The sequence below is a fragment of the Methylobacterium sp. J-092 genome (genome assembly GCF_022829325.1).
In the GTDB taxonomy this organism is placed as follows: domain Bacteria; phylum Pseudomonadota; class Alphaproteobacteria; order Rhizobiales; family Beijerinckiaceae; genus Methylobacterium.
On sequence record NZ_JAKSXU010000093.1, the window covers coordinates 12,168 to 32,929 of the forward strand.

The following is a 20,762-nucleotide window of genomic DNA, read 5'->3' on the forward strand; positions in this document are numbered from 1 at the left end:
TCGATGACGACTACGCCGATCGACAACATCCGCAACTTCTCGATCGTCGCGCATATCGACCACGGCAAGTCGACGCTCGCCGACCGCCTGATCCAGACGACGGGCACCGTGGCGCTGCGCGACATGAGCGAGCAGATGCTCGACTCGATGGACATCGAGAAGGAGCGCGGCATCACCATCAAGGCGCAGACCGTGCGCCTGGAATACAAGGCCGAGGACGGGAAGAACTACGTCCTCAACCTGATGGACACGCCCGGCCACGTCGACTTCGCCTACGAGGTCTCGCGCTCGCTCGCCGCCTGCGAGGGCTCGCTGCTGGTGGTGGATGCGAGCCAGGGCGTCGAGGCGCAGACGCTGGCCAACGTCTACCAGGCGCTCGACGCCAACCACGAGATCGTCCCGGTCCTCAACAAGATCGACCTGCCGGCCGCCGAGCCGGAGCGCATCCGCGCGCAGATCGAGGAGGTGATCGGCATCGACGCCTCGGAAGCGGTCGCGATCTCGGCCAAGAGCGGCCTCAACATCGAGGCGGTGCTGGAGGCCATCGTCAAGCGCCTGCCGCCGCCCAAGGGCGACCGCGACGCGCCCCTCAAGGCGCTGCTGGTGGACAGCTGGTACGACGTCTACCTCGGCGTCGTCGTGCTGGTGCGCATCGTCGACGGCGTGCTCAAGAAGGGCATGAACATCCGCATGATGCGGGCCGACGCGGTGCACGGCGTCGACAAGATCGGCGTGTTCCGGCCGAAGATGGCCGACATCGGCGAGCTCGGGCCGGGCGAGGTCGGCTTCTTCACCGGCTCGATCAAGGAGGTCGCCGACACCCGCGTCGGCGACACGCTCACGGAGGACAAGCGCCCGTGCAAGGAGATGCTGCCGGGCTTCAAGGACGTGCAGTCGGTGGTGTTCTGCGGGCTGTTCCCCGTCGACGCGGCCGAGTTCGAGACCCTGCGCAGCGCCATGAGCAAGCTCCGGCTCAACGACGCGTCGTTCTCCTACGAGATGGAGACCTCCGCCGCGCTCGGCTTCGGCTTCCGCTGCGGCTTCCTCGGGCTCCTGCACCTCGAGATCATCCAGGAGCGCCTGGAGCGCGAGTTCAACCTCGACCTGATCTCGACCGCGCCCTCCGTCGTCTACCACCTTCAGATGACCGACGGCACGGTGAAGGAGCTGCACAACCCGGCCGACATGCCCGACGTGATGAAGATCACGGCGATCGAGGAGCCGTGGATCCGCGCCACCATCCTCACGCCGGACGACTACCTCGGCGGCGTGCTCAAGCTGTGCCAGGACCGGCGCGGCACGCAGGTCGACCTCAACTACGTGGGCAAGCGCGCCATGGTCGTCTACGACCTGCCGCTGAACGAGGTGGTGTTCGACTTCTACGACCGCCTCAAGTCGATCTCGAAGGGCTACGCGTCGTTCGACTACCACATCTCCGATTATCGCGAGGGCGACCTCGTCAAGATGTCGATCCTCGTCAACGCCGAGCCGGTCGACGCCCTCTCGATGCTGGTCCACCGCTCCCGCGCCGAGCATCGCGGCCGCGCCATGTGCGAGAAGCTGAAGGACCTGATCCCGCGCCACCTGTTCCAGATCCCGGTCCAGGCGGCGCTCGGCGGCAAGATCATCGCCCGCGAGACCATCAAGGCGCTGTCCAAGGACGTGACCGCCAAGTGCTACGGCGGCGACATCTCGCGCAAGCGCAAGCTCCTGGACAAGCAGAAGGAAGGCAAGAAGAAGATGCGCCAGTTCGGGCGCGTCGAGATCCCGCAGGAGGCGTTCATCGCCGCGCTGAAGATGGACGATTGAGCTTTTTGGCCCTACGCTTCAGCGCTGAAAGCGGCAGACCGATCGAGGCGGGAGACGCGCGGTGACCGATCTCAAGACGTTGCGCGGTCTGTCTGGTCTCGGCGCTGAACCGGCGGGCCTCGCGGGTTCGGCCCTGCTGATGATCGACCTTCAAAACACCTATCTGGATGGCGTGATGCGCCTCGAGAACGTCGAGCCCGCCATCGCGGAGGCGAGGGGGCTGCTCGCGCGGGCGCGGGGCGCCGGCATTCCGATCATCCACGTTCGGCACGATGCCGGGCCGGGCTCGCCCTACGACCTGACTGCGCCGATCGGACAGTTCGCCGACCCGGTCGCGCCCGAGGGTGACGAGGCGATCGTCACGAAGGCCTATCCGAGCGCCTTCGTCGGCACTGATCTCGAAGCGCGTTTGAAAGCGCTCGGTGTCACAGACCTGATCGTCGCTGGCTTCATGACGCATATGTGCGTCAACTCCACGGCGCGCGCCGCCTTCAGCCTCGGCTTCAAGCCGACGGTGGTCGCGTCGACCACAGCCACCCGCGACCTGCCGGCACCCGACGGATCCGTGGTGGCGGCGGCCGCGGTGCAGGCCGCGAGCCTCGCCGCGCTCGCCGATCTCTTCGCCGTCGTGGCGCCGCGCGTGAGCGACATCGGCGATTGAGCCGTCACCGGCCCCGATCCACGAGCCGGAACCGCGCTGCACCGCAAAAGGTTCGCCCTCCGAAAACCGGAGCCGAACCGATGCGGATCACCACCGTCGCCGACCACGTCGTCGAGACCCTGCAGGAAGCCGGCGTCCGGCGCATCTACGGGGTCGTCGGCGACAGCCTGAACGCGATCACCGAAGCGATCCGGGCCCGCGGCGTGATCGCGTGGATCCACGTCCGCCACGAGGAATCCGGGGCATTCGCGGCCGGCGCCGAGAGCCAGATCACCGGCGAGCTCGCGGTCTGCGCCGGCTCGTGCGGCCCCGGCCACGTCCACCTCATCAACGGCCTCTACGATTGCCACCGCTCGCGCACGCCCGTCCTGGCGATCGTGGCGCACATCCCGTCGGCCGAGATCGGCTCGGGCTACTTTCAGGAGACGCACCCGACCGAGCTGTTCCGCGGCTGCAGCCACTACTGCGAGCAGGTCTCCGACCCCGCCCAGCTTCCCTACGTGCTGGAGAACGCGATGCGCGCCGCGATCGGGCAGCGCGGCGTCGCGGTCGTCGTCATCCCCGGCGACGTCGCGCTCAAGGACGCGCCGGCCCGCGCGGTCGCGACGAAGGCCGGCCTCGTGCCCCCGAAGCCCGTGGTGCGGCCGGCCGAGGCCGACCTGGACGCGCTCGCTGCGCTCCTCAACGGCGCGAAGAAGATCACGCTGCTCTGCGGGCGAGGCTGCGCGGGCGCGCATGCCGAGCTGCTGCAGCTGGCCGAGGCCCTGAAGAGCCCGATCGTCCACGCGCTCGGCGGCAAGGAATACGTCGAGTACGACAACCCCTACGACGTCGGCATGACCGGGCTGATCGGGTTCTCGTCCGGCTACGCGGCCATGCACGGCTGCGAGACCCTGCTGATGCTCGGCACCGGCTTTCCCTACAAGCAGTTCTACCCGGCCGACGCGAAGGTGGCGCAGGTGGACCTGCGCCCGGAGGAGCTCGGGCGCCGCTGCCGGCTCGACCTCGGCCTCGTCGGCGACGTCGGCGCCACGATCCGGGCGCTGCTGCCAAAGCTCGCGGTCAAGACCGACCGCGCCTGGCTCGACGGCAGCCTCAAGCACTACGCCAAGGCGCGCGCCGGCCTCGACGAGCTGGCGGAGGGCAAGCCCGGCCGCAAGCCGATCCACCCGCAGCACCTCACGCGGCTCCTGAGCGAGGCGGCGGCCGACGACGCGGTCTTCACCGCCGACGTCGGCACCCCGACGATCTGGGCGGCGCGCTACCTCAAGATGAACGGCCGGCGCCGGCTCATCGGCTCCTGGGTGCACGGCTCGATGGCCAACGCCATGGTGCAGGGCATCGGCGTCCAGGCCGCCTCGCCCCGGCGCGAGGTGATCGCGCTGTGCGGCGACGGCGGCTTCAGCATGCTGATGGGCGACTTCCTGACGCTGCGCCAGCATCGGCTGCCGCTGAAGGTGGTGGTGTTCAATAACGGCTCGCTCGGCTTCGTCGAGATGGAGATGAAGGCCGCGGGCTACCTCGAGACCGGCGTCGCGCTGGACAACCCCGACTTCGCCGCGATGTCGCGGGCGGCCGGCATCTTCGCGATCCGCGTCGAGGATCCGGGCGAGCTGGAGGGCGCGATCCGCGAGTTCCTGGCCTTCGACGGCCCGTCGCTGCTCGACGTGGCGGTGGCGCGCAACGAGCTGTCGATCCCGCCCAAGATCGACGGGCAGCAGGTCAAGGGCTTCAGCCTCTACATGCTGCGCGCGGTGATGAGCGGACGCGGTGACGCGGTCCTCGACCTCGCCAAGACCAACCTGATTCGATAGACCGGATTGAAATCGTTCCAGGGCGCGCCGCGGCGCGCGCATGGCGCGTTCGAGACATACGGGAGGGCGCGCATGGCCCGGCAGCGGAACATCTGGCGCCTCGCGCGCCGCCCCGTCGGCACGATCGCCGAGGGCGACCTCGCCTACGGCTCGGAGGCGCTGCCCGAGCTGCAGCCCGGGCAGTTCCTGCTGCAGGTCCTGTACCTGTCGCTCGATCCGACGAACCGGATCTGGATGAGCGACGCCGAGCAGTACATGCCGCCGGTCGGCCTCGGCGAGCCGATGCGGGGCCTCGTCGCCGGCCGGGTGGTCGAGAGTCGGAAGGACGGGGTCGAGGTCGGCGCGCTCTATGCCGGGATGGGCGCCTGGGCCGACCACATGGTCACCGACGGCCAGGGCCTGCAGCCCCTGGCCCTGCCGCCGGGCGTGCCGCTCTCGGTGGGCTTCGGCGTGTTCGGCCTCGTCGGCTCGACAGCGTATTTCGGCCTGCTCGACATCGGCCACCCCAAGGCCGGCGAGACCCTGGTGGTCTCGGCCGCCGCCGGCGGCGTCGGCCAGATCGTCGGGCAGATCGGCAAGATCAAGGGCTGCCGGGTGATCGGCATCGCCGGCGGCCCGGAAAAGTGCCGGTTCGTCGTCGACGAGCTCGGGTTCGACGCCGCGATCGACTACCGCAACGAGGATGTCGGCGCCCGTCTCGACGCGCTGGCGCCCGACGGCGTCGACATCAACTTCGAGCAGGTCGGGGGGGCGGTCTCCGACGCGGTGTTCGCCCGGATGCGCCTGTTCGGGCGGATGCCGCTGTGCGGCCTGATCGCCTCCTACAACGACACCGCGGAGCGCCCGGGGCCGGCGGCGTCCGCGGCGTGGCGGCAAATGCTGATGCGCCGGCTTACGGTGCAGGGCTTCATCGTCACCGACTACGCCGCGCGCTGGGACGAGGCGGTGCAGGCGCTCGGCGGCTGGATGGCGGAAGGCCGGATCAAGACCCGGCAGGACGTCCGGCCGGGCCTCGAGCGGGCGCTCGAGCACCTCGACAGCCTCTACACCGGCGGCAACTTCGGCAAGCTGCTGGTCGAGGTCGGCGCCTGAGGGCGTCGGCGAACGGCCGACGCGGACGGCCGGGGGAATCGGCCGAGGAAGATGGCAGGAACATGCGGATCGGACTGTTCGTCCCCTGTTACGTCGACGCCTTCGAGCCGGAGGTCGGCATCGCCACGCTCGAACTGCTGGAGCGACTCGGGCTCGACGTGGCGTACCCGTTCGACCAGACCTGCTGCGGCCAGCCGATGACCAACACCGGCTGCCACGCCGAGGCCGCCGCCACGGAAGCCCTGTTCGTCAAGAACTTCGCCCCGTTCGATTACGTCGTCGCGCCCTCGGGCAGCTGCGTGCACCAGGTCCGCGAGCACCTCACCGCGATCCCGCAGACGGAGGAGGTGGTCGGCGTGCGGCGCAAGACCTTCGAGCTGGTCGAGTTCCTGCACGACGTGCTGAAGATCGAGGAGTTCCCCTGGGCGTCGTTCCCGCACAAGGTCGCCTACCACTCGAACTGCAATGCCCTGCGCGGCATCCACCACGCCCGGCCCTCCGAGATCGTCGCGCCGCCCTACTCGAAGCCGCTCGACCTGCTCTCCAAGGTGAAGGGCATCGAGATCGTGTCGCTGACGCGGCCCGACGAGTGCTGCGGCTTCGGCGGCACCTTCTCGGTGTTCGAGCCGGCGGTCTCCGCCAAGATGGGCTACGACAAGGTGACCGATCAGGCGCGCGCCGGGGCGGCCTACGTCGTCTCGGCCGATTCCTCGTGCATGATGCACCAGAAGGGCTGCGCCGAGCGCCTCGGCGTGCCGCTGAAGTACATCCACATCGCGCAGGTCCTCAACGGAGCCGCCGCATGAGCATCGAAGATCTCACGCCCCGCGAGACCGGCGGCATGATCCATCCCGAGGTCCGCGCGCCCGTCGACGAGAGCGAGCGCCACCAGGACGGCGGCCGCCTCCAGCACGCCGAGGCGGCCTCGAAGCCGATCGCCGCGCCGAAGACGCGCGAGCCGCAGCCGCGCGGGGCCAAGATCCGCGGCAACCGGCCGATCGACCAGGGCGAGGCCGCCGAGCGCTTCCTCGCCGCGCCGCTGCATCAGGCGGCGCACGACGAGCGCCTGTGGGACCTGCGCAAGAAGCGCGACGTCTCGGCCCACGGCATCCCCGAATGGGAGGAGCTTCGCGAGATCGCCTCGAGCATCAAGGCGCACACGCTGAGCCGCCTCGATACCTATCTCGAGCAGTTCGAGGCGGCGGCGAAGGCCAACGGCGTCCACGTCCACTGGGCCGCGGACGGGGCCGACCACAACCGCATCGTGCTCGAGATCCTCCGCAGCCACGGCGCGAGGACGCTGGTGAAGTCGAAGTCGATGCTCACCGAGGAGTGCGGCTTCCGGCACCACATGGCGGCCAGCGGGATCGAGATCATCGAGACTGATCTCGGCGAGCGCATCCAGCAGCTCGACAACGAGGAGCCGAGCCACATCGTGGCGCCGGCCGTCCACAAGACCCGAATGGACGTCGCCGAGGTCTTCGCGAAGACGCTGGGCACCGACCCGGACAACGACGACGCCCACTACCTCGCCGAGAGCCAGCGCGAGACCACGCGCCCCTACATCCTCAACGCCGATGCCGGGATGACCGGCTGCAACTTCGCCATCGCTGAGACCGGCACGGTCGTCACCTGCACCAACGAGGGCAACGCCGACCTCTCCGGCAACGTGCCGCTGCTGCAGATCCACTCGATCGGCATCGAGAAGATCATCCCGCGCATCGAGGATCTCGGCGTCTTCATCCGGCTGCTGTCTCGCTCGGCGCTCGGCTCGCCGATCACCCAGTACACCTCGCATTTCCGCGGGCCGCGGCCGGGCACCGAGATGCACTACGTGCTGGTCGACAACGGCCGCTCCGAGCGCCTCGGCATGGAGGAGTTCTGGACCTCGCTGAAATGCATCCGCTGCGGCGCCTGCATGAACACCTGCCCGGTCTACCGCCGCTCGGGCGGGCTCTCCTACGGGGCGACCTATTCCGGGCCGATCGGCCTGATCATCGACCCGACCTTCAACAAGCGGAAATACTCGACGCTGCCGTTCTCCTCGACGATGAACGGCTCCTGCACCAACGTCTGCCCGGTGAAGATCAACATCCACGAGCAGATCTTCGCCTGGCGCAAGGTGCTGGCCGAGGAGCACCAGATCCCGCTCCTGAAGCAGGGCATGATGAAGGCGGCCGGCGCGGTGCTGAGCCGCCCGGCCGCCTACCGCGCGGCGATCGGCACGGCGGATTCGGCGCTGCGCGCGCTGCCGCGCTTCGCCGTCTACAACCCGCTCAACACCTGGGGGAAGAAGCGCGAGATGCCCGACGCCCCGAAGCAGAGCTTCCACGCCTGGTACAAGCAGAACCGCATGGCCGGCGCGGCGAAGAAAGACGTGTCGTGAGCGCCGGCACCCGCGCGGCGACGCTGGCCGCGATCCGCCGGAACCGGCCGGCCGGCGACCACCCGCTGCCGCAGGTCCCGGTCTTCGCCCCGCTGGTCGCCGACGACCACGTCGCGGCCTTCACCGAGGCGCTGAAGCGCATGGGCGGGCGCGTGGTCGAGGCCGGCCACGCCGGCGATCCGCTCGGCCACGTGCGCGAGCGCCTGGACGCGGCGAAGGTCGTCGCTTCCGCCGTGCCGGAACATGCCGGCAACCGCGACCTCTCCGCCGTCACCCGGCCGCAGGCGGTCGACGACGTCGACGTCGCGATCGTGCGCGCCCGCTTCGGCATCGCCGAGACCGGATCGGTGTTGTTCACCGAGGCCGAGCTGGTGGTGAACGCGGTGGCCTACCTCGCCCAGCACCTCGTGGTGCTGCTCGACCCCGCCGACATCGTCGTCAACGTCCAGGCGGCCTACAAGCGGCCGGACTTCGCCGGGGCGGCCTACGCCGTCCTGCACACCGGCCCCTCCGCCACCGCCGACATCGAGGGCGTATTGATCCACGGGGCGCAGGGCGTGCGCTCGCTGACCGTCGTCCTGTTGCCGCGCCGCGACGTTCGGGCCGCCTGATCGATCGCGCCGTCGAGCTCGGGGAACCTCGGAACGGGCGTGCTCCTTGCTTGGGCTAGACCCTCGGCAACGCTACGGAGGCCCGATGCGCTACACTCTCGGCTGCAGCCTGTCCTACAACATCCTTTCGGACACGACCTTCATCTTCAACCTGGAGGTCGCGCGCCTGCGAAGCCTTGAGATTCTCAGCGAATCCCTCGTGCTGACGCCGAACCTGAAGCGCGACATCTACACGACGCCCGATCTGCTCAACCGTTACCTCGGCGTCAACGTGCCGATGGGCCAGTTCGCGCTGGAATACAACGCCGAGGTCGAGCTCACCGTCCACCGGGCCGACCCGGCGACGATCAACGAGACGCCGATCTCGGCGCTGCCGCTCGACATCCTGCCGTTCCTGCTGCCGAGCCGCTTCGTCTCGTCCGATCGGCTGACGCCGTTCGCCCAGGCCGAGTTCGGCGCGCTGCCGAAGGGGCATCAACGGGTCAACCAGATCTGCAACTGGATCCACGACCACATGACCTACAAGCCGGGCACCAGCGACGGCGAGACCACCGCCGACGAGAGCCTGCTCAAGCGCGCGGGCGTGTGCCGCGACTTCGCGCATATCGGCACCGCCTTCTGCCGCGCGCTGGGCATCCCCGCCCGCTTCGTGTCCTGCTACGCGCACGGCCTGGTGCCGAGCGACTTCCACGCGGTGTTCGAGGCCTATCTCGACGGGCGCTGGTGGCTGTTCGACGCGACCCGCCAGGCCGATCTCGACGGCCTGGTGCGCATCGGCGTCGGCCGGGATGCCGCCGAGATCGCGTTCTCGACGCCCTACGGCAACATGCAGCCGGTCAACCAGCAGATCCGCATCACGCGCTCGGACGGCCTCGGCAGCCCGCCCCAGCGCACGGTCGACGCGATCTCGACGGAGGTGCCGGCGCCGCATGCGGGCGCGGCCTGAACCGCCGCCATCGATGCGCCGGATCGCCCGTCCGTGTTAGGAAGGGATCGATAGCCCCGGCAAAGGAGCGATGCCGTGTCGCGCGCGATCAACGATCATCAGCACCGACCGGTCGACATCCCGGACAGCGCGCGGGCCGCGATCGAGACGGTGGCGGCCCATCCCGCGGTGCGGGCGATCATTGTGTTCGGGTCGCGCGCCGCGGGCGATCACGATGCCCGGTCCGACATCGATGTCGCCATCGAGGCACCGGGCCTCGACCCGGCGGCGATGGCGCGGCTTCGCGACGGGATCGCGCGGTTTCCCACGCTCTATCGGATTTCGATGACCCGGCTCGACACGATGCCGAGCGCACTCAAGGATCGCGTCCTGGCGCAGGGAGTCACGATCTATGAGCGCGCGGAAGCTTGACGACAGCCTGGGCAATCTCGGCCGCGCCGTCGCCAATCTCGAGCGTGCGCTGACGATCCCGACGGATGGCGAGCTCGTCTTCGAAGGCACCATCCACCGCTTCGAGATCACGATCGAGCTGGTCTGGAAGACCCTGAAGCGCGCCCTCGAATTCGAGGGCCTGAGCCCGAAGACGCCGCGCGACAGCGTGAAGGAGGCCTTCCGGATCGGCTGGCTACACGACGAGGCGGTCTGGCTCGACATGCTCGATCACCGCAACACCACATCCCACGCCTACCTGTCGGACGAGCTCGTGGCGGCCAACTATCGAGACATCGCCAAGGTCACGCCGCTCATCCGAACCACCTTCGATTTTCTCGCGCAGCGCTACCGCACGATCTGACAGGATGGGGACGCCGCTTCCCACCTCTCGCGCAGCGGAAGCCGGCATCGGCGTCAGGAGCATGCCATGGCCTACCGCCACGTCGTCGGCCCGCGCAGCTGGGCGTTCGCCGACCTTGCCGAGCTGATGGCGAAGGCGACGCCGGTCCGCTCCGGCGACCGGCTCGCGGGGCTCGCCGCGGAATCGGCGGAGGAGGGGTCGGCCGCGCGCTGGTGCCTCGCCGACGTGCCGCTGCGCGAGATCCTGGCCAAGCCCCTGATCGCCTACGAGGACGATGACGTCACCCGGCTGATCCTCGACGGCCACGATGCGGCGGCGTTCGCCGAGATCGCGCACCTCACCGTCGGCGACTTTCGCGAATTCCTGCTCGTCGCGACCAGCGAGACGCTGGCGCGAATCGCGCCCGGGATCACGCCGGAGATGGCGGCGGCGGTCTCGAAGATCTCGCGCAACCAGGACCTGATCCTGATCGCCCGGAAGTGCCGGGTGGTGACCCGGTTCCGCAACACCATCGGCCTGCCCGGCACGATGGCCGTGCGGCTGCAGCCGAACCACCCGACCGACGATCCCGCCGGGATCACGGCGGCGATCCTCGACGGGTTGTCCTACGGCTGCGGCGACGCGGTGATCGGCATCAACCCGGCCTCGGACTCGGTGGCCGCGCTGGGCAAGCTCCTCCACCTCCTCGACGCGATCATCCAGCGCCATGCGATCCCGACGCAGGGCTGCGTGCTGACCCACGTCACCACCACCCTCGAGGCGATGAACCGTGGGCTGCCGGTCGACCTCGTGTTCCAGTCGATCGCCGGCACGCAGGGCGCCAATGCCGGGTTCGGCGTCACGCTGGCGATCCTGAAGGAGGCGCACGAGGCGATGCTGGCGCTGAAGCGCGGGACGGTCGGCGACAACGGCATGTACTTCGAGACCGGGCAGGGCTCGGCGCTGTCCGCGAACGCCCATCACGGCATCGACCAGCAGACGCTGGAGGCGCGGGCCTACGCGGTGGCGCGCCCGTTCCGGCCGCTTCTCGTCAACACCGTCGTCGGCTTCATCGGGCCGGAATACCTCTACGACGGCAAGGAGATCATCCGCGCCGGGCTCGAGGACCACTTCTGCGGCAAGCTGATGGGCGTCCCGCTCGGCGTGGACGTCTGCTACACCAACCACGCCGAGGCCGACCAGAACGACATGGACGTGCTGCTGACGCTGCTGGGGGCGGCCGGCTGCACCTACGTGATGGGCGTGCCCGGCGCCGACGACGTGATGCTGAACTACCAATCCACCTCGTTCCACGACTCCCTCTACGTCCGCGAGGTTCTGGGCCTCAAGCGCGCCCCCGAGTTCGAGGCGTGGCTGCACGCCCTCGGGATGACGGACGATCACGGCAGGCTGCTGCCCGCGGAGCTGGGATCGCCGCTGCTCGCCGACGCTTCGGGGCTCGCCGCATGAGCGAGGACGCGAAGGTCTGGGCGCGGCTCGCCGGGCTGACGCCCGCCCGGATCGGCCTCGGGCGGGCCGGGAGCGGCCTGCCGACCCGCGAGGTCCTGCGCTTCGGCCTCGCCCACGCCCAGGCCCGCGACGCCGTGCACGCGCCGATGGATGCAGATGCGGTCGCACGGGCGATCGCGGCGTTGGGTTTCGCGACGCTCCGGGTCGCCTCGCGGGCGGCCGACCGCGCGACCTACCTGCGCCGGCCCGACTTCGGGCGCGCCTTGGCGGAGGAGGGCCGCCAGGCCCTCGAGCAGGCCGCCGGCGATCCGGTCGATCTCGCGATCGTCGTCGCCGACGGGTTGTCGGCCCGTGCCGTGCACGAGGGCGCGGCCGGTTTCCTTGCGGCCTTCAAGCCGCATGCCGACGGGGCCGGCTGGCGGCTCGCGCCGGTGGTCGTCGCAACGCAGGCCCGCGTCGCGCTCGGCGACGCCGTCGGCAGCGCCCTCAAGGCCCGCGCGGTGGCGGTGCTGATCGGCGAGCGTCCCGGCCTGTCCTCGCCCGACAGCCTCGGGATCTACCTCACCTTCGCGCCGCGCCCCGGCCGCTCGGACGCCGAGCGCAACTGCATCTCGAACGTCCGCCCCGCCGGGCTCTCGCACCCGCTCGCCGCGTTCAAGCTTGACTGGCTCCTGACCCAGGCCTTCGCCCGCGGGCTGACCGGCGTGTCCCTGAAGGACGAGAGCGACGCCGCGCTCGCCGCCCCCGAGCCGACGCGGTCCCTGCCGCAGCCCTGAGCGCCCCGCTCGACGTCCCAGCATTCGCTCGGCCGACGGTTCACCGGGGCGCCGGGCTCGGGAGCGACCAAGTATTCGCGGCGCAAGCGCGGCTGTGGCGATGTCGCAACACCGCGAAAGCATCCCGGGTTTGCCCCGAGACCTGCCTTCAACCGCCGCGATCCCGCCATAAACCGGGACCACCTCAGCATCCGCGGTAAACGGCTTTTCCCCCAACCGGTTACCGCTCGGTTGCGAGCGATTCCAAGAGCGTGGTCGAGCCTCCTCGCGCAACGTCGGTCGACGCTGCGGGACGGTCGTTCGCACCCTGCCGGGGATCGGCCGATGCGTAGCGGACCCGGGGGTGCGGGACAGGTCATGGACGCGCCTACGAACGACAAGTCGAAGCTGCCGAGCCGCCACGTCACGGAGGGGGCCGACCGCGCGCCGCACCGCTCGTATCTCTATGCGATGGGCCTGACCAAGCAGCAGATCCACCAGCCGCTCGTCGGCGTGGCGTCGTGCTGGAACGAGGCCGCCCCGTGCAACATCTCGCTGATGCGCCAGGCGCAGGCGGTGAAGAAGGGCGTAGCGGCCGCCCATGGCACCCCGCGCGAGTTCTGCACCATCACCGTCACCGACGGCATCGCCATGGGGCACGCCGGCATGCGCGCCTCGCTGCCGTCGCGCGAGGTCATCGCCGATTCCGTCGAGCTGACCATGCGCGGCCACGCCTACGACGCCCTGGTCGGCCTCGCCGGCTGCGACAAGTCGCTGCCGGGCATGATGATGGCGATGGTGCGCCTCAACGTGCCGTCGATCTTCATCTACGGCGGCTCGATCCTGCCGGGCTCGTTCCGCGGCCGCCCGGTCACCGTGCAGGACCTGTTCGAGGCGGTCGGCAAGGTCGCGGTCGGCGACATGAGCCTCGACGACCTCGACGAGCTCGAGCAGGTCGCCTGCCCCTCGGCCGGCGCCTGCGGCGCGCAGTTCACCGCCAACACCATGGCCACCGTTTCCGAGGCGATCGGCCTTGCGCTGCCCTACTCGGCCGGCGCGCCGGCGCCTTACGAGATCCGCGACCAGTTCTGCGCCACCGCCGGCGAGAAGGTGATGGAGCTGCTGGCCAAGAACATCCGCCCGCGCGACATCGTCACCCGCAAGTCCCTGGAGAACGCCGCCGCCGCGGTGGCTGCCTCGGGCGGCTCGACCAACGCCGCGCTCCACCTGCCGGCGATCGCGCACGAGTGCGGGATCAAGTTCGACCTGTTCGACGTCGCCGAGATCTTCCGGCGCACGCCCTACGTCGCCGACCTGAAGCCGGGCGGCCGCTACGTCGCCAAGGACATGTTCGAGGTCGGCGGCATCCCGCTCCTGATCAAGACCCTGCTCGACCACGGCTTCATCCACGGCGACTGCATGACGGTGACCGGCCGCACCATCGCCGAGAACATGGAGCACGTCCGCTGGAACCCAGACCAGGACGTGGTCCGCTCGGCCGGCAGCCCGATCACCCCGACCGGCGGCGTCGTCGGCCTCAAGGGCAACCTCGCCACCGAGGGCGCGATCGTGAAGGTCGCCGGCATGCCGCTGGACAAGCAGGTCTTCACCGGCCCGGCGCGGGTGTTCGACGGCGAGGAGGCCTGCTTCGAGGCCGTCCAGAAGCGCACCTACAAGGAGGGCGAGGTCCTGGTGATCCGCTACGAGGGCCCGAAGGGCGGCCCCGGCATGCGCGAGATGCTGTCCACCACCGCCGCGCTCTACGGCCAGGGCATGGGCGACAAGGTCGCCCTCATCACCGACGGGCGCTTCTCCGGCGCCACCCGCGGCTTCTGCGTCGGCCATGTCGGGCCCGAGGCGGCGGTGGGCGGGCCGATCGGGCTGCTGCGCGACGGCGACATGATCACGCTCGACGCGATCAAGGGCACCCTCGACGTGGCGCTCTCCGACGCCGAGCTCGACGCGCGCCGCAAGGCGTGGACGCCGCGGACCAATTCCGCGACCTCCGGCTACCTCTGGAAGTACGCGCAGACCGTCGGACCCGCCGTGAACGGCGCCGTGACCCATCCGGGCGGCGCCGAGGAGATCCAGAGCTATGCGGACGTCTAGGACCGACCGCGACCGGCCGGACCGGGCCGATCCCCGTCGGTCCCGCGGCGGGCTGAACGTGCACTTGCGCGGCCTCGCGCTCGCCGCGACGGCGGTCGCGACCCTGCTCGCCGGCACGCCGGCGACGGAGGCGCTCGACGCCAGCGTCCGCACGCCCGTGCCGGAGAAGAGCTACCGCAGCGCCAAGGACGCGCTGCGGGCCGGCGTGCGCGAGTACAATGCCGGCGACAAGGAGGGCGCGGCCCGCGCGCTCGAATACGCCGCCGACCAGGGCCACGCGCTCGCCCTGTGGAAGCTCGGCCGGATGTACGCCGAGGGCGACGGCGTCCCGCACGACGACCTGAAGGCGTTCGAGTTCTTTTCGCGGATCGCCGATTCCGGCACCGACGACGGGCCCGACGCGCAGACCTCGGCGGTGACGGCGAGCGCCTTCACCGCGCTCGGCAGCTACTTCCTCGACGGGATCAAGGGCACCTACGTGCGCCCGAACCCCGAGCGGGCCTACGACATGTTCAACTACGCGGCGTCGTATTTCGGCGACCCGAACGCGCAGTACAACCTCGCCCGCCTCTACCTCGACGGCACCGGCGTCGAGGCCGACGCGCGCCAGGCCGCGCGCTGGTTCAACCTCGCCGCCGAGAAGGGCCACCACCCGGCCCAGGCGCTCTTGGGCGACATGCTGATGAACGGCATGGGCGGCGTGCCGGTGCAGCGCGCCCGTGGCCTGATGTGGCTCTCGCTGGCCCGCGAGGGCGTCGAGGGGCGCAAGGACGCGTGGATCGTCGCGCTCTACGAGAAGAACTGGGCAGCGGCCAGCGACGAGGACCGCGCCGAGGCGCAGGCCCAGGTGCAGACGGTGGGCTCGATCAAGCGCCGCCGCTGAACCCGGGCGGGCACGACGGCCCGGCCGGGGCGACGTCATATCCCGCGACGCGAATCGAACCCGGCACGGGTTCCTCCCTCCCCGCCGAGGGGGGAGGGAGACGCGCTGAACCGAGTCCATCAGTAACGCGGTCTATCGGACGGCGCTCAGCCCTTGCGCGCGGCCATGGCCGTGACGAAGGACGGGCGCGCCAGGATGCCGTCGACGTAGGCCGCGAGCTTCGGCCAGCGGGCGGCGTCGATCTTCGCGTCCGCGAGGTGGAAGTTGTAGAAGCCGGTCGCGATCGCGATGTCGGCGATCGAGAAGGCGTCGCCGACCAGGAACGCGCCGTCGATCCGACCCTCGAGATGGTCGAACAGCGGCGGCAGGTCGGTGTCGAGCGACTTGGCGACCGCGGCGTCGTCGCAGGGCTTGCCCATCATGTTGGGCTTCAGTACCCGCTCGCGGAACGCCACGACCAGCGGGCCGAACAGCTCCGTGTCGCCGAACTTGTCGTACCAGACCGCGCGGCCGAGCGCCTTCGCGTCGGCCGGCATCAGCGCCGGGTCCGGGTGCTTGCGCTCCAGGTACCACAGGATCGCGGAGGAATCGGCGAGCTTGAAGCCGTCGTCGTCGATCGCCGGGATCTTGCCGAGCGGGCTCGCCGCCTGGAACGCCGCATCGGGCGCGTGGAACATGCAGGGCACGTGCTCGTAGGGCACGCCCTTCTCGGCGAGCGCCACGAGGATCTTGCGGACGTAGGGCGAATAGCCGGTGCCGTAGACGATCATGCTGGTTCTGGACCCATCGGGTTTGCGGAGGGCGCCTCGTAGCACGGATCCCGGCGGCACGGCCGCGACCGGCCCCCCGGATGCGGTCGGACCGCTGCGGCCATTCGACGGGCCATCGGAACTTGGCCGTACGATCGGGCACTTACCCGCACGAGCCCGCACCTCCGTGGGCCGCGATTCCGCCGTCACGAGAGGATTTTCATGAAAGCGCTGTGCTGGCACGGCAAGGGCGACATCCGCTGCGACACGGTCCCCGATCCGCGGATCGAGGATGCGCGCGACATCATCATCAAGGTGACGTCCTGCGCCATCTGCGGCTCCGACCTCCACCTGATGGACGGCCAGATGCCGACTATGGAGGCGGGCGACGTGCTCGGCCACGAGTTCATGGGCGAGGTCGTCGAGGTCGGGCAGGGCTTCACCAAGTTCAGGAAGGGCGACCGCGTGGTCGTGCCGTTCAACATCAATTGCGGCGAATGCCGCCAGTGCCGGCTCGGTAACTACTCCGTCTGCCAGCGCTCGAACCGCAACGCCGCCATGGCCGCCGCCCAGTTCGGCTACACCACCGCCGGCCTGTTCGGCTACTCGCACCTCACCGGCGGCTACGGCGGCGGGCAGGCCGAGTACGTGCGCGTGCCGATGGCCGACGTCGCGCCGATGCTGGCGCCCGAGGGCGTCGACGACGAGTCGCTGCTGTTCCTCACCGACATCCTGCCGACCGGATGGCAGGGCGCCGAGCATTGCGAGATCAAGGGCGGCGAGATCATCGCGGTCTGGGGCGCGGGCCCGGTCGGCCTGTTCGCGATCCAGTCCGCCAAGATCATGGGCGCCGAGCGCATCATCGCGATCGACACGGTGCCCGAGCGCCTGGCGCTCGCCCGCACCTACGGCGCGACCGACATCATCGACTACGCGAAGGAAGACGTGTTCGAGCGGATCAAGGAGATCAGCAAGGGCGAGGGCGCCGACGGCGTCATCGACTGCGTCGGCATGGAGGCCAGCGCCGGCCATGGCGTCGCCAGCCTCGTCAACACGATCCAGGAGAAGCTGACCTCGACCGAGCGGCCCTACGCCCTGATGGAGGCGATCAAGGCGGTGCGCCCCTGCGGCATCGTCTCGGTGCCCGGCGTCTACGGCGGCCCGATCCCGGTCAACATGGGCATGATCGTCCAGAAGGGCCTGACCATGAAGAGCGGGCAGACCCACGTGAAGCGCTACCTGGAGACGCTGACCAAGCTGATCCAGGAGGGGAAGATCGACATGACGTCGATGATCACCCACCGCTCCACCAACCTCGCCGACGGGCCGGACCTCTACAAGACGTTCCGGGACAAGAAGGACGGTTGCGTGAAGGTCGTGTTCCACCCGAACTGACCGACGGGGCGATGCTGGCGCGGTCCGGAACGGACCGTCGCCGGCGTCGCTCGTCGCGGGGGCTCACGCCGCCCGCGCGTTCGCCGTCGGCGCGAAGTGGCCGAGGTAGCGCGTGCCGATCGCCGTCACCGGCAGCACGACGAAGACGTCGGTGGTGCCGAACTGGCGGTCGATCACCGCCCCGTCGCCGAAGGTGGCGCCGACGCGGAGATAGCCCTTGATCAGCGGCGGCAGCGCCTGCAGGGCGGCCTTCGGGTCGATCGCCTCGCGGTCGAGCCGGTCCATCGGCACGTAGCGCTCGGGAAGCGCCCGGGCCCGCCAGCCGTCGGGCGCACGGGCATGGTGGTGCAGGAAGCTCAGGGGCAGCGCGAGGCGGGCGGGATCGGTGCCGTCGAGGCTGGCGCAGCCGATCAGCGCGTCGATGCGGTGGTGCAGCACGTAGGCGTAGATGCCGGCCCAGAGCAGCTCGACCGTGCGCTTGGTGCGATAGGGCTTCAGCACGCAGGAGCGGCCGAGCTCGAGCAGGCGCTTGCCGGGATGGGCCGCGAGCAGCGGCGCGATGTCGAACTCGGAGGCCGAGTAGAAGCCGAAATGGCGCTCGGCCGCCTCGCCGCGGAGCAGGCGATAGGTGCCGACCACCTTGGGCCGCGCCTTGCGGAACGGCTTCGCGTCGGTCGCGGCGTGATCGATCACCAGGAGGTGGTCGCAGACCGCATCGTAGGCGTCGACGTCGCGCCGCGACAGCATCGCCATGCCGCTGGGGATCGCCGACATCTCCTCGTAGAACACCTGGTAGCGCAGCCGCTGCGCCCGGCGGATCTCGGACTTGCGGGTGGCAAGGCACACCTCGAGGCTGCCGATGCGGCCGAGGCTCGGGCCCAGCTCGGGGAGGGGCTTGCCCGCACCCTTGGCCTTGAAGCGGATCGGCGTGGCGCCGGGCGGGATCAGGCTGCGGCCACCGAAGCCGGGCAGGGTGCCGTCGGCCGACTTGCGCTTCAGCTTCGCGATGGGGGACTCGACGCTGTCCCAGCCGTTGGCCCGGATCGCGTCCCAGGCGGCGGAGGCCCCACGCGTAAACTTCGCGACCATGGTCGACGCCCATTCCGGGTCGGGAGCGCGCCCCCGCGGGGCGGCCGGCTCCAGGCCCTGGAACCGGACACAATCACGAAGGCCGCACGCTTTTATGACAGGCCCGCGCCGGCGCCCGTGAGCGTCCCGCGAGCCCGAAGGCCGTCCGGTCTCAGACGAACTGGCTGAGGCCGGGGACGGAGCCGACGATCGGCCCCATCACGTCCTCGCCGGCCTTCTCGCGGCCGTAGGCGAACAGCTCCTGGCCAAGCGGCTGCATCTGGCCCATCGGCACGCCGGCCGCCATCAGCTTCTGGCCGAGCGCCATCACGCCGCCGCCCATCATGCCGCCGAGCATGCCCATGAGGCCGCCGCCGCCCTCGTCGGCGTTCGAGGTCGCGACCAGGGATTCGGCGCCCGGCATCGCCGCCATCAGCTGGCTCACCTCCGTGGCGGGGCCCTCCTTCTGGAGGAACGCCAGGATGTGCCCGATCGCGGTCTGCGCCGTCGCGGCATCGAGCCCGGTGCGGTTGGTCACGCGGGCGATGAGTTCTTCCATGATCGGCAGCTCCCGAGGGTGTTTCCTCGTCCTTCGGGCTTAGGGAAGCAGAAATCAAGCAAAACGGCCGCGCATCTGGCAAAGCCGGTCTTCGGCCGGCATAACCTTCACCGGTGGTGCGAAGGGGATTGGGCGTGATGGCGGGCGACGGCAGCATCCTCGTTGGAAAAAGCATCCCGAAGACCGGCGCGCCGAAGCCCGAGGTGCTGTCGCTCAAGCTCGCCAACCGGCACGGGCTGGTGACCGGCGCGACCGGCACCGGCAAGACCGTGACGCTGCAGGTGATGGCCGAGGGCTTCTCCAATGCCGGCGTCCCGGTCTTCGCAGCCGACGTGAAGGGCGACCTCTCGGGCCTGGCGGCGGCCGGGGAATCCAAGCCCGTCTTCGTCAAGCGCGCCGAGGAACTCGGCATCGCCTACGAGCCCGACCGCTTCCCGACCGTGTTCTGGGACCTGTTCGGCGAGCAGGGCCATCCGATCCGCTGCACCGTGACCGAGATGGGGCCGCTGCTGCTGGCGCGGCTGCTCGAGCTCAACGACACGCAGGAGGGCGTCCTCAACATCGCCTTCCGCGTCGCCGACGAGAACCAGTGGCCGGTGATCGACCTGAAGGACCTGCGCGCGCTGCTGGCCTTCTGCTCGGAGAACCTCAAGACGATCTCCGGCCAGTACGGCAACGTCTCGGCGGCGTCGGTCGGCGCGATCCAGCGCCAGCTCCTGATGCTCGAGAACCAGAACGCCGACCGGTTCTTCGGCGAGCCGGCCCTCAACCTCGAGGACTTCATGCGGACCGACCGCGACGGGCGCGGCGTCGTCAACATCCTGGCCGCCGACAAGCTGATGCAGCGGCCTCGGCTCTACGCCTCGTTCCTGCTGTGGATGCTCTCCGAGCTGTTCGAGCAGCTGCCCGAGGTGGGCGACCTGGACAAGCCGAAGCTGGTGTTCTTCTTCGACGAGGCGCACCTGCTGTTCAACGATGCGCCGAAGGCGCTGCTGGACGCGGTCGAGCAGGTGGTGCGGCTGATCCGCTCGAAGGGCGTCGGCGTCTACTTCGTGACGCAGAACCCCCTCGACGTGCCCGAGACGGTGCTGGGCCAGCTCGGCAACCGGGTCCAGCACGCGCTGCGCGCCTTCACTCCCCGCGACCAGCGCGCGGTGAAGGCCGCCGCGGAGACCTTCCGGCAGAATCCCAGCTTCGACGTCGCGGAGGCGATCACGCAGCTCGGCGTCGGCGAGGCCCTGGTCAGCTTCCTGGAGCCGAAGGGGACGCCGTCGGTGGTCGAGCGCGCCCTGATCGCGCCGCCCCAGGGTCGCGTCGGCCCGCTGACGCCGGCCGAGCGCGCCGACCTGATCGCCCGGAGCCCCCTGCGCGGCAAGTACGATGCGGCGATCGACAGCGAGAGCGCCTACGAGATGCTGGCCAAGCGCAAGAATCTCGACGCCGCCCCGGCGGAAGCGGCGCAGGCCTCGGAAGGCGGCCTCGGCGGGTTCCTCGGCGGCATCATGGGCAGCGTGTTCGGCCCGCCCGCCGCCAAGGGTGGCGGCAAGGGGGGGCGCAAGGCGCCGCAGAGCCTTGCCGAGCAGGTCGTGTCGAATGCGGCGCGCTCCATGGCGCGCAGCGTCGGCACCCAGGTCGGCAACGCGATCCTGCGCAACGTGCTCGGCGGGCTGACGAAGCGGTAGC

At 70.0% G+C, this 20,762-nt stretch carries 19 protein-coding genes; 16 read left to right on the forward strand and 3 right to left on the reverse strand.

From position 1 onward, the window contains the following. Window positions 1-3 precede the first annotated feature (3 nt). The 14 genes from lepA (at window position 4) to MKK60_RS10245 (ending at window position 15,308) form a co-directional block, all read left to right on the forward strand. Window positions 4-1,809 (forward strand): translation elongation factor 4, encoded by a 1,806-nt coding sequence (lepA, locus tag MKK60_RS10180; protein WP_147726221.1) that lies wholly within the window; start codon window positions 4-6, stop codon window positions 1,807-1,809. 61 nt (window positions 1,810-1,870) lie between these two features. Continuing rightward, a complete protein-coding gene (locus MKK60_RS10185) occupies window positions 1,871-2,470 on the forward strand; it encodes a cysteine hydrolase family protein (protein ID WP_147726220.1) in 600 nt (199 codons plus the stop codon). Between the two features lie 80 nt (window positions 2,471-2,550). Beyond that, window positions 2,551-4,284 (forward strand): ubiquinone-dependent pyruvate dehydrogenase, encoded by a 1,734-nt coding sequence (poxB, locus tag MKK60_RS10190; protein WP_243985485.1) that lies wholly within the window; start codon window positions 2,551-2,553, stop codon window positions 4,282-4,284. A 72-nt stretch (window positions 4,285-4,356) separates the two neighbouring features. Beyond that, a complete protein-coding gene (locus MKK60_RS10195) occupies window positions 4,357-5,376 on the forward strand; it encodes an NADP-dependent oxidoreductase (protein ID WP_243985491.1) in 1,020 nt (339 codons plus the stop codon). A 62-nt stretch (window positions 5,377-5,438) separates the two neighbouring features. Then, window positions 5,439-6,182: a (Fe-S)-binding protein gene (locus MKK60_RS10200; RefSeq protein ID WP_147726217.1), complete on the forward strand. Its 744-nt coding sequence runs from the start codon at window positions 5,439-5,441 to the stop codon at window positions 6,180-6,182. Then, complete coding sequence (locus MKK60_RS10205; protein ID WP_243985492.1) at window positions 6,179-7,762, forward strand: lactate utilization protein B; 1,584 nt, start codon at window positions 6,179-6,181, stop codon at window positions 7,760-7,762. Before MKK60_RS10200 ends, MKK60_RS10205 begins: the two co-directional genes overlap by 4 nt. Next, window positions 7,759-8,373, forward strand: coding sequence for a lactate utilization protein C (locus MKK60_RS10210; RefSeq protein WP_243985494.1), 615 nt, complete (start codon window positions 7,759-7,761; stop codon window positions 8,371-8,373). The genes MKK60_RS10205 and MKK60_RS10210 overlap by 4 nt, the downstream gene beginning before the upstream one ends. Window positions 8,374-8,458: 85 nt before the next feature. Beyond that, window positions 8,459-9,319 (forward strand): transglutaminase-like domain-containing protein, encoded by an 861-nt coding sequence (locus tag MKK60_RS10215; RefSeq protein ID WP_243934399.1) that lies wholly within the window; start codon window positions 8,459-8,461, stop codon window positions 9,317-9,319. 75 nt (window positions 9,320-9,394) lie between these two features. Beyond that, window positions 9,395-9,730: a nucleotidyltransferase domain-containing protein gene (locus MKK60_RS10220; protein ID WP_243985496.1), complete on the forward strand. Its 336-nt coding sequence runs from the start codon at window positions 9,395-9,397 to the stop codon at window positions 9,728-9,730. Then, entirely contained in the window at window positions 9,711-10,112 is a 402-nt protein-coding gene (locus tag MKK60_RS10225; protein WP_243985498.1) for an HI0074 family nucleotidyltransferase substrate-binding subunit, read from the forward strand. The genes MKK60_RS10220 and MKK60_RS10225 overlap by 20 nt, the downstream gene beginning before the upstream one ends. Before the next feature lie 66 nt (window positions 10,113-10,178). After that, entirely contained in the window at window positions 10,179-11,561 is a 1,383-nt protein-coding gene (locus MKK60_RS10230; RefSeq protein WP_243985500.1) for an ethanolamine ammonia-lyase subunit EutB, read from the forward strand. Further along, the gene (gene eutC, locus MKK60_RS10235) at window positions 11,558-12,337 is read left to right on the forward strand and encodes an ethanolamine ammonia-lyase subunit EutC (protein WP_243985502.1); all 780 of its coding nucleotides are present in this window, start codon (window positions 11,558-11,560) and stop codon (window positions 12,335-12,337) included. The genes MKK60_RS10230 and eutC overlap by 4 nt, the downstream gene beginning before the upstream one ends. A 357-nt stretch (window positions 12,338-12,694) precedes the next feature. Further along, window positions 12,695-14,425, forward strand: a complete 1,731-nt coding sequence (gene ilvD / locus MKK60_RS10240; protein ID WP_147726211.1) for a dihydroxy-acid dehydratase — start codon at window positions 12,695-12,697, stop codon at window positions 14,423-14,425. Continuing rightward, entirely contained in the window at window positions 14,412-15,308 is an 897-nt protein-coding gene (locus tag MKK60_RS10245; RefSeq protein WP_147842963.1) for a tetratricopeptide repeat protein, read from the forward strand. The genes ilvD and MKK60_RS10245 overlap by 14 nt, the downstream gene beginning before the upstream one ends. Before the next feature lie 146 nt (window positions 15,309-15,454). Here the strand turns inward: MKK60_RS10245 and MKK60_RS10250 are convergent, their stop codons facing one another. Then, window positions 15,455-16,078, reverse strand: a complete 624-nt coding sequence (locus MKK60_RS10250) for a glutathione S-transferase family protein (RefSeq protein WP_147726655.1) — start codon at window positions 16,076-16,078, stop codon at window positions 15,455-15,457. Between the two features lie 201 nt (window positions 16,079-16,279). Between MKK60_RS10250 and MKK60_RS10255 the strand changes: the two genes are divergently transcribed. Beyond that, the gene (locus MKK60_RS10255) at window positions 16,280-17,452 is read left to right on the forward strand and encodes a zinc-dependent alcohol dehydrogenase (protein WP_147842965.1); all 1,173 of its coding nucleotides are present in this window, start codon (window positions 16,280-16,282) and stop codon (window positions 17,450-17,452) included. 63 nt (window positions 17,453-17,515) lie between these two features. On the opposite strand, the gene MKK60_RS10260 is transcribed toward MKK60_RS10255, so the two are convergent. Both MKK60_RS10260 and MKK60_RS10265 read right to left on the reverse strand, forming a co-directional pair. Further along, entirely contained in the window at window positions 17,516-18,541 is a 1,026-nt protein-coding gene (locus tag MKK60_RS10260; RefSeq protein ID WP_243985504.1) for a GNAT family N-acetyltransferase, read from the reverse strand. A 151-nt stretch (window positions 18,542-18,692) separates the two neighbouring features. Further along, the gene (locus tag MKK60_RS10265) at window positions 18,693-19,079 is read right to left on the reverse strand and encodes a DUF2780 domain-containing protein (RefSeq protein WP_147726661.1); all 387 of its coding nucleotides are present in this window, start codon (window positions 19,077-19,079) and stop codon (window positions 18,693-18,695) included. Window positions 19,080-19,216: 137 nt separating this feature from the next. On the opposite strand from MKK60_RS10265, the gene MKK60_RS10270 reads away from it, so the two are divergent. Beyond that, the gene (locus tag MKK60_RS10270) at window positions 19,217-20,761 is read left to right on the forward strand and encodes a helicase HerA-like domain-containing protein (RefSeq protein ID WP_243985506.1); all 1,545 of its coding nucleotides are present in this window, start codon (window positions 19,217-19,219) and stop codon (window positions 20,759-20,761) included. Window position 20,762 lies beyond the last annotated feature (1 nt).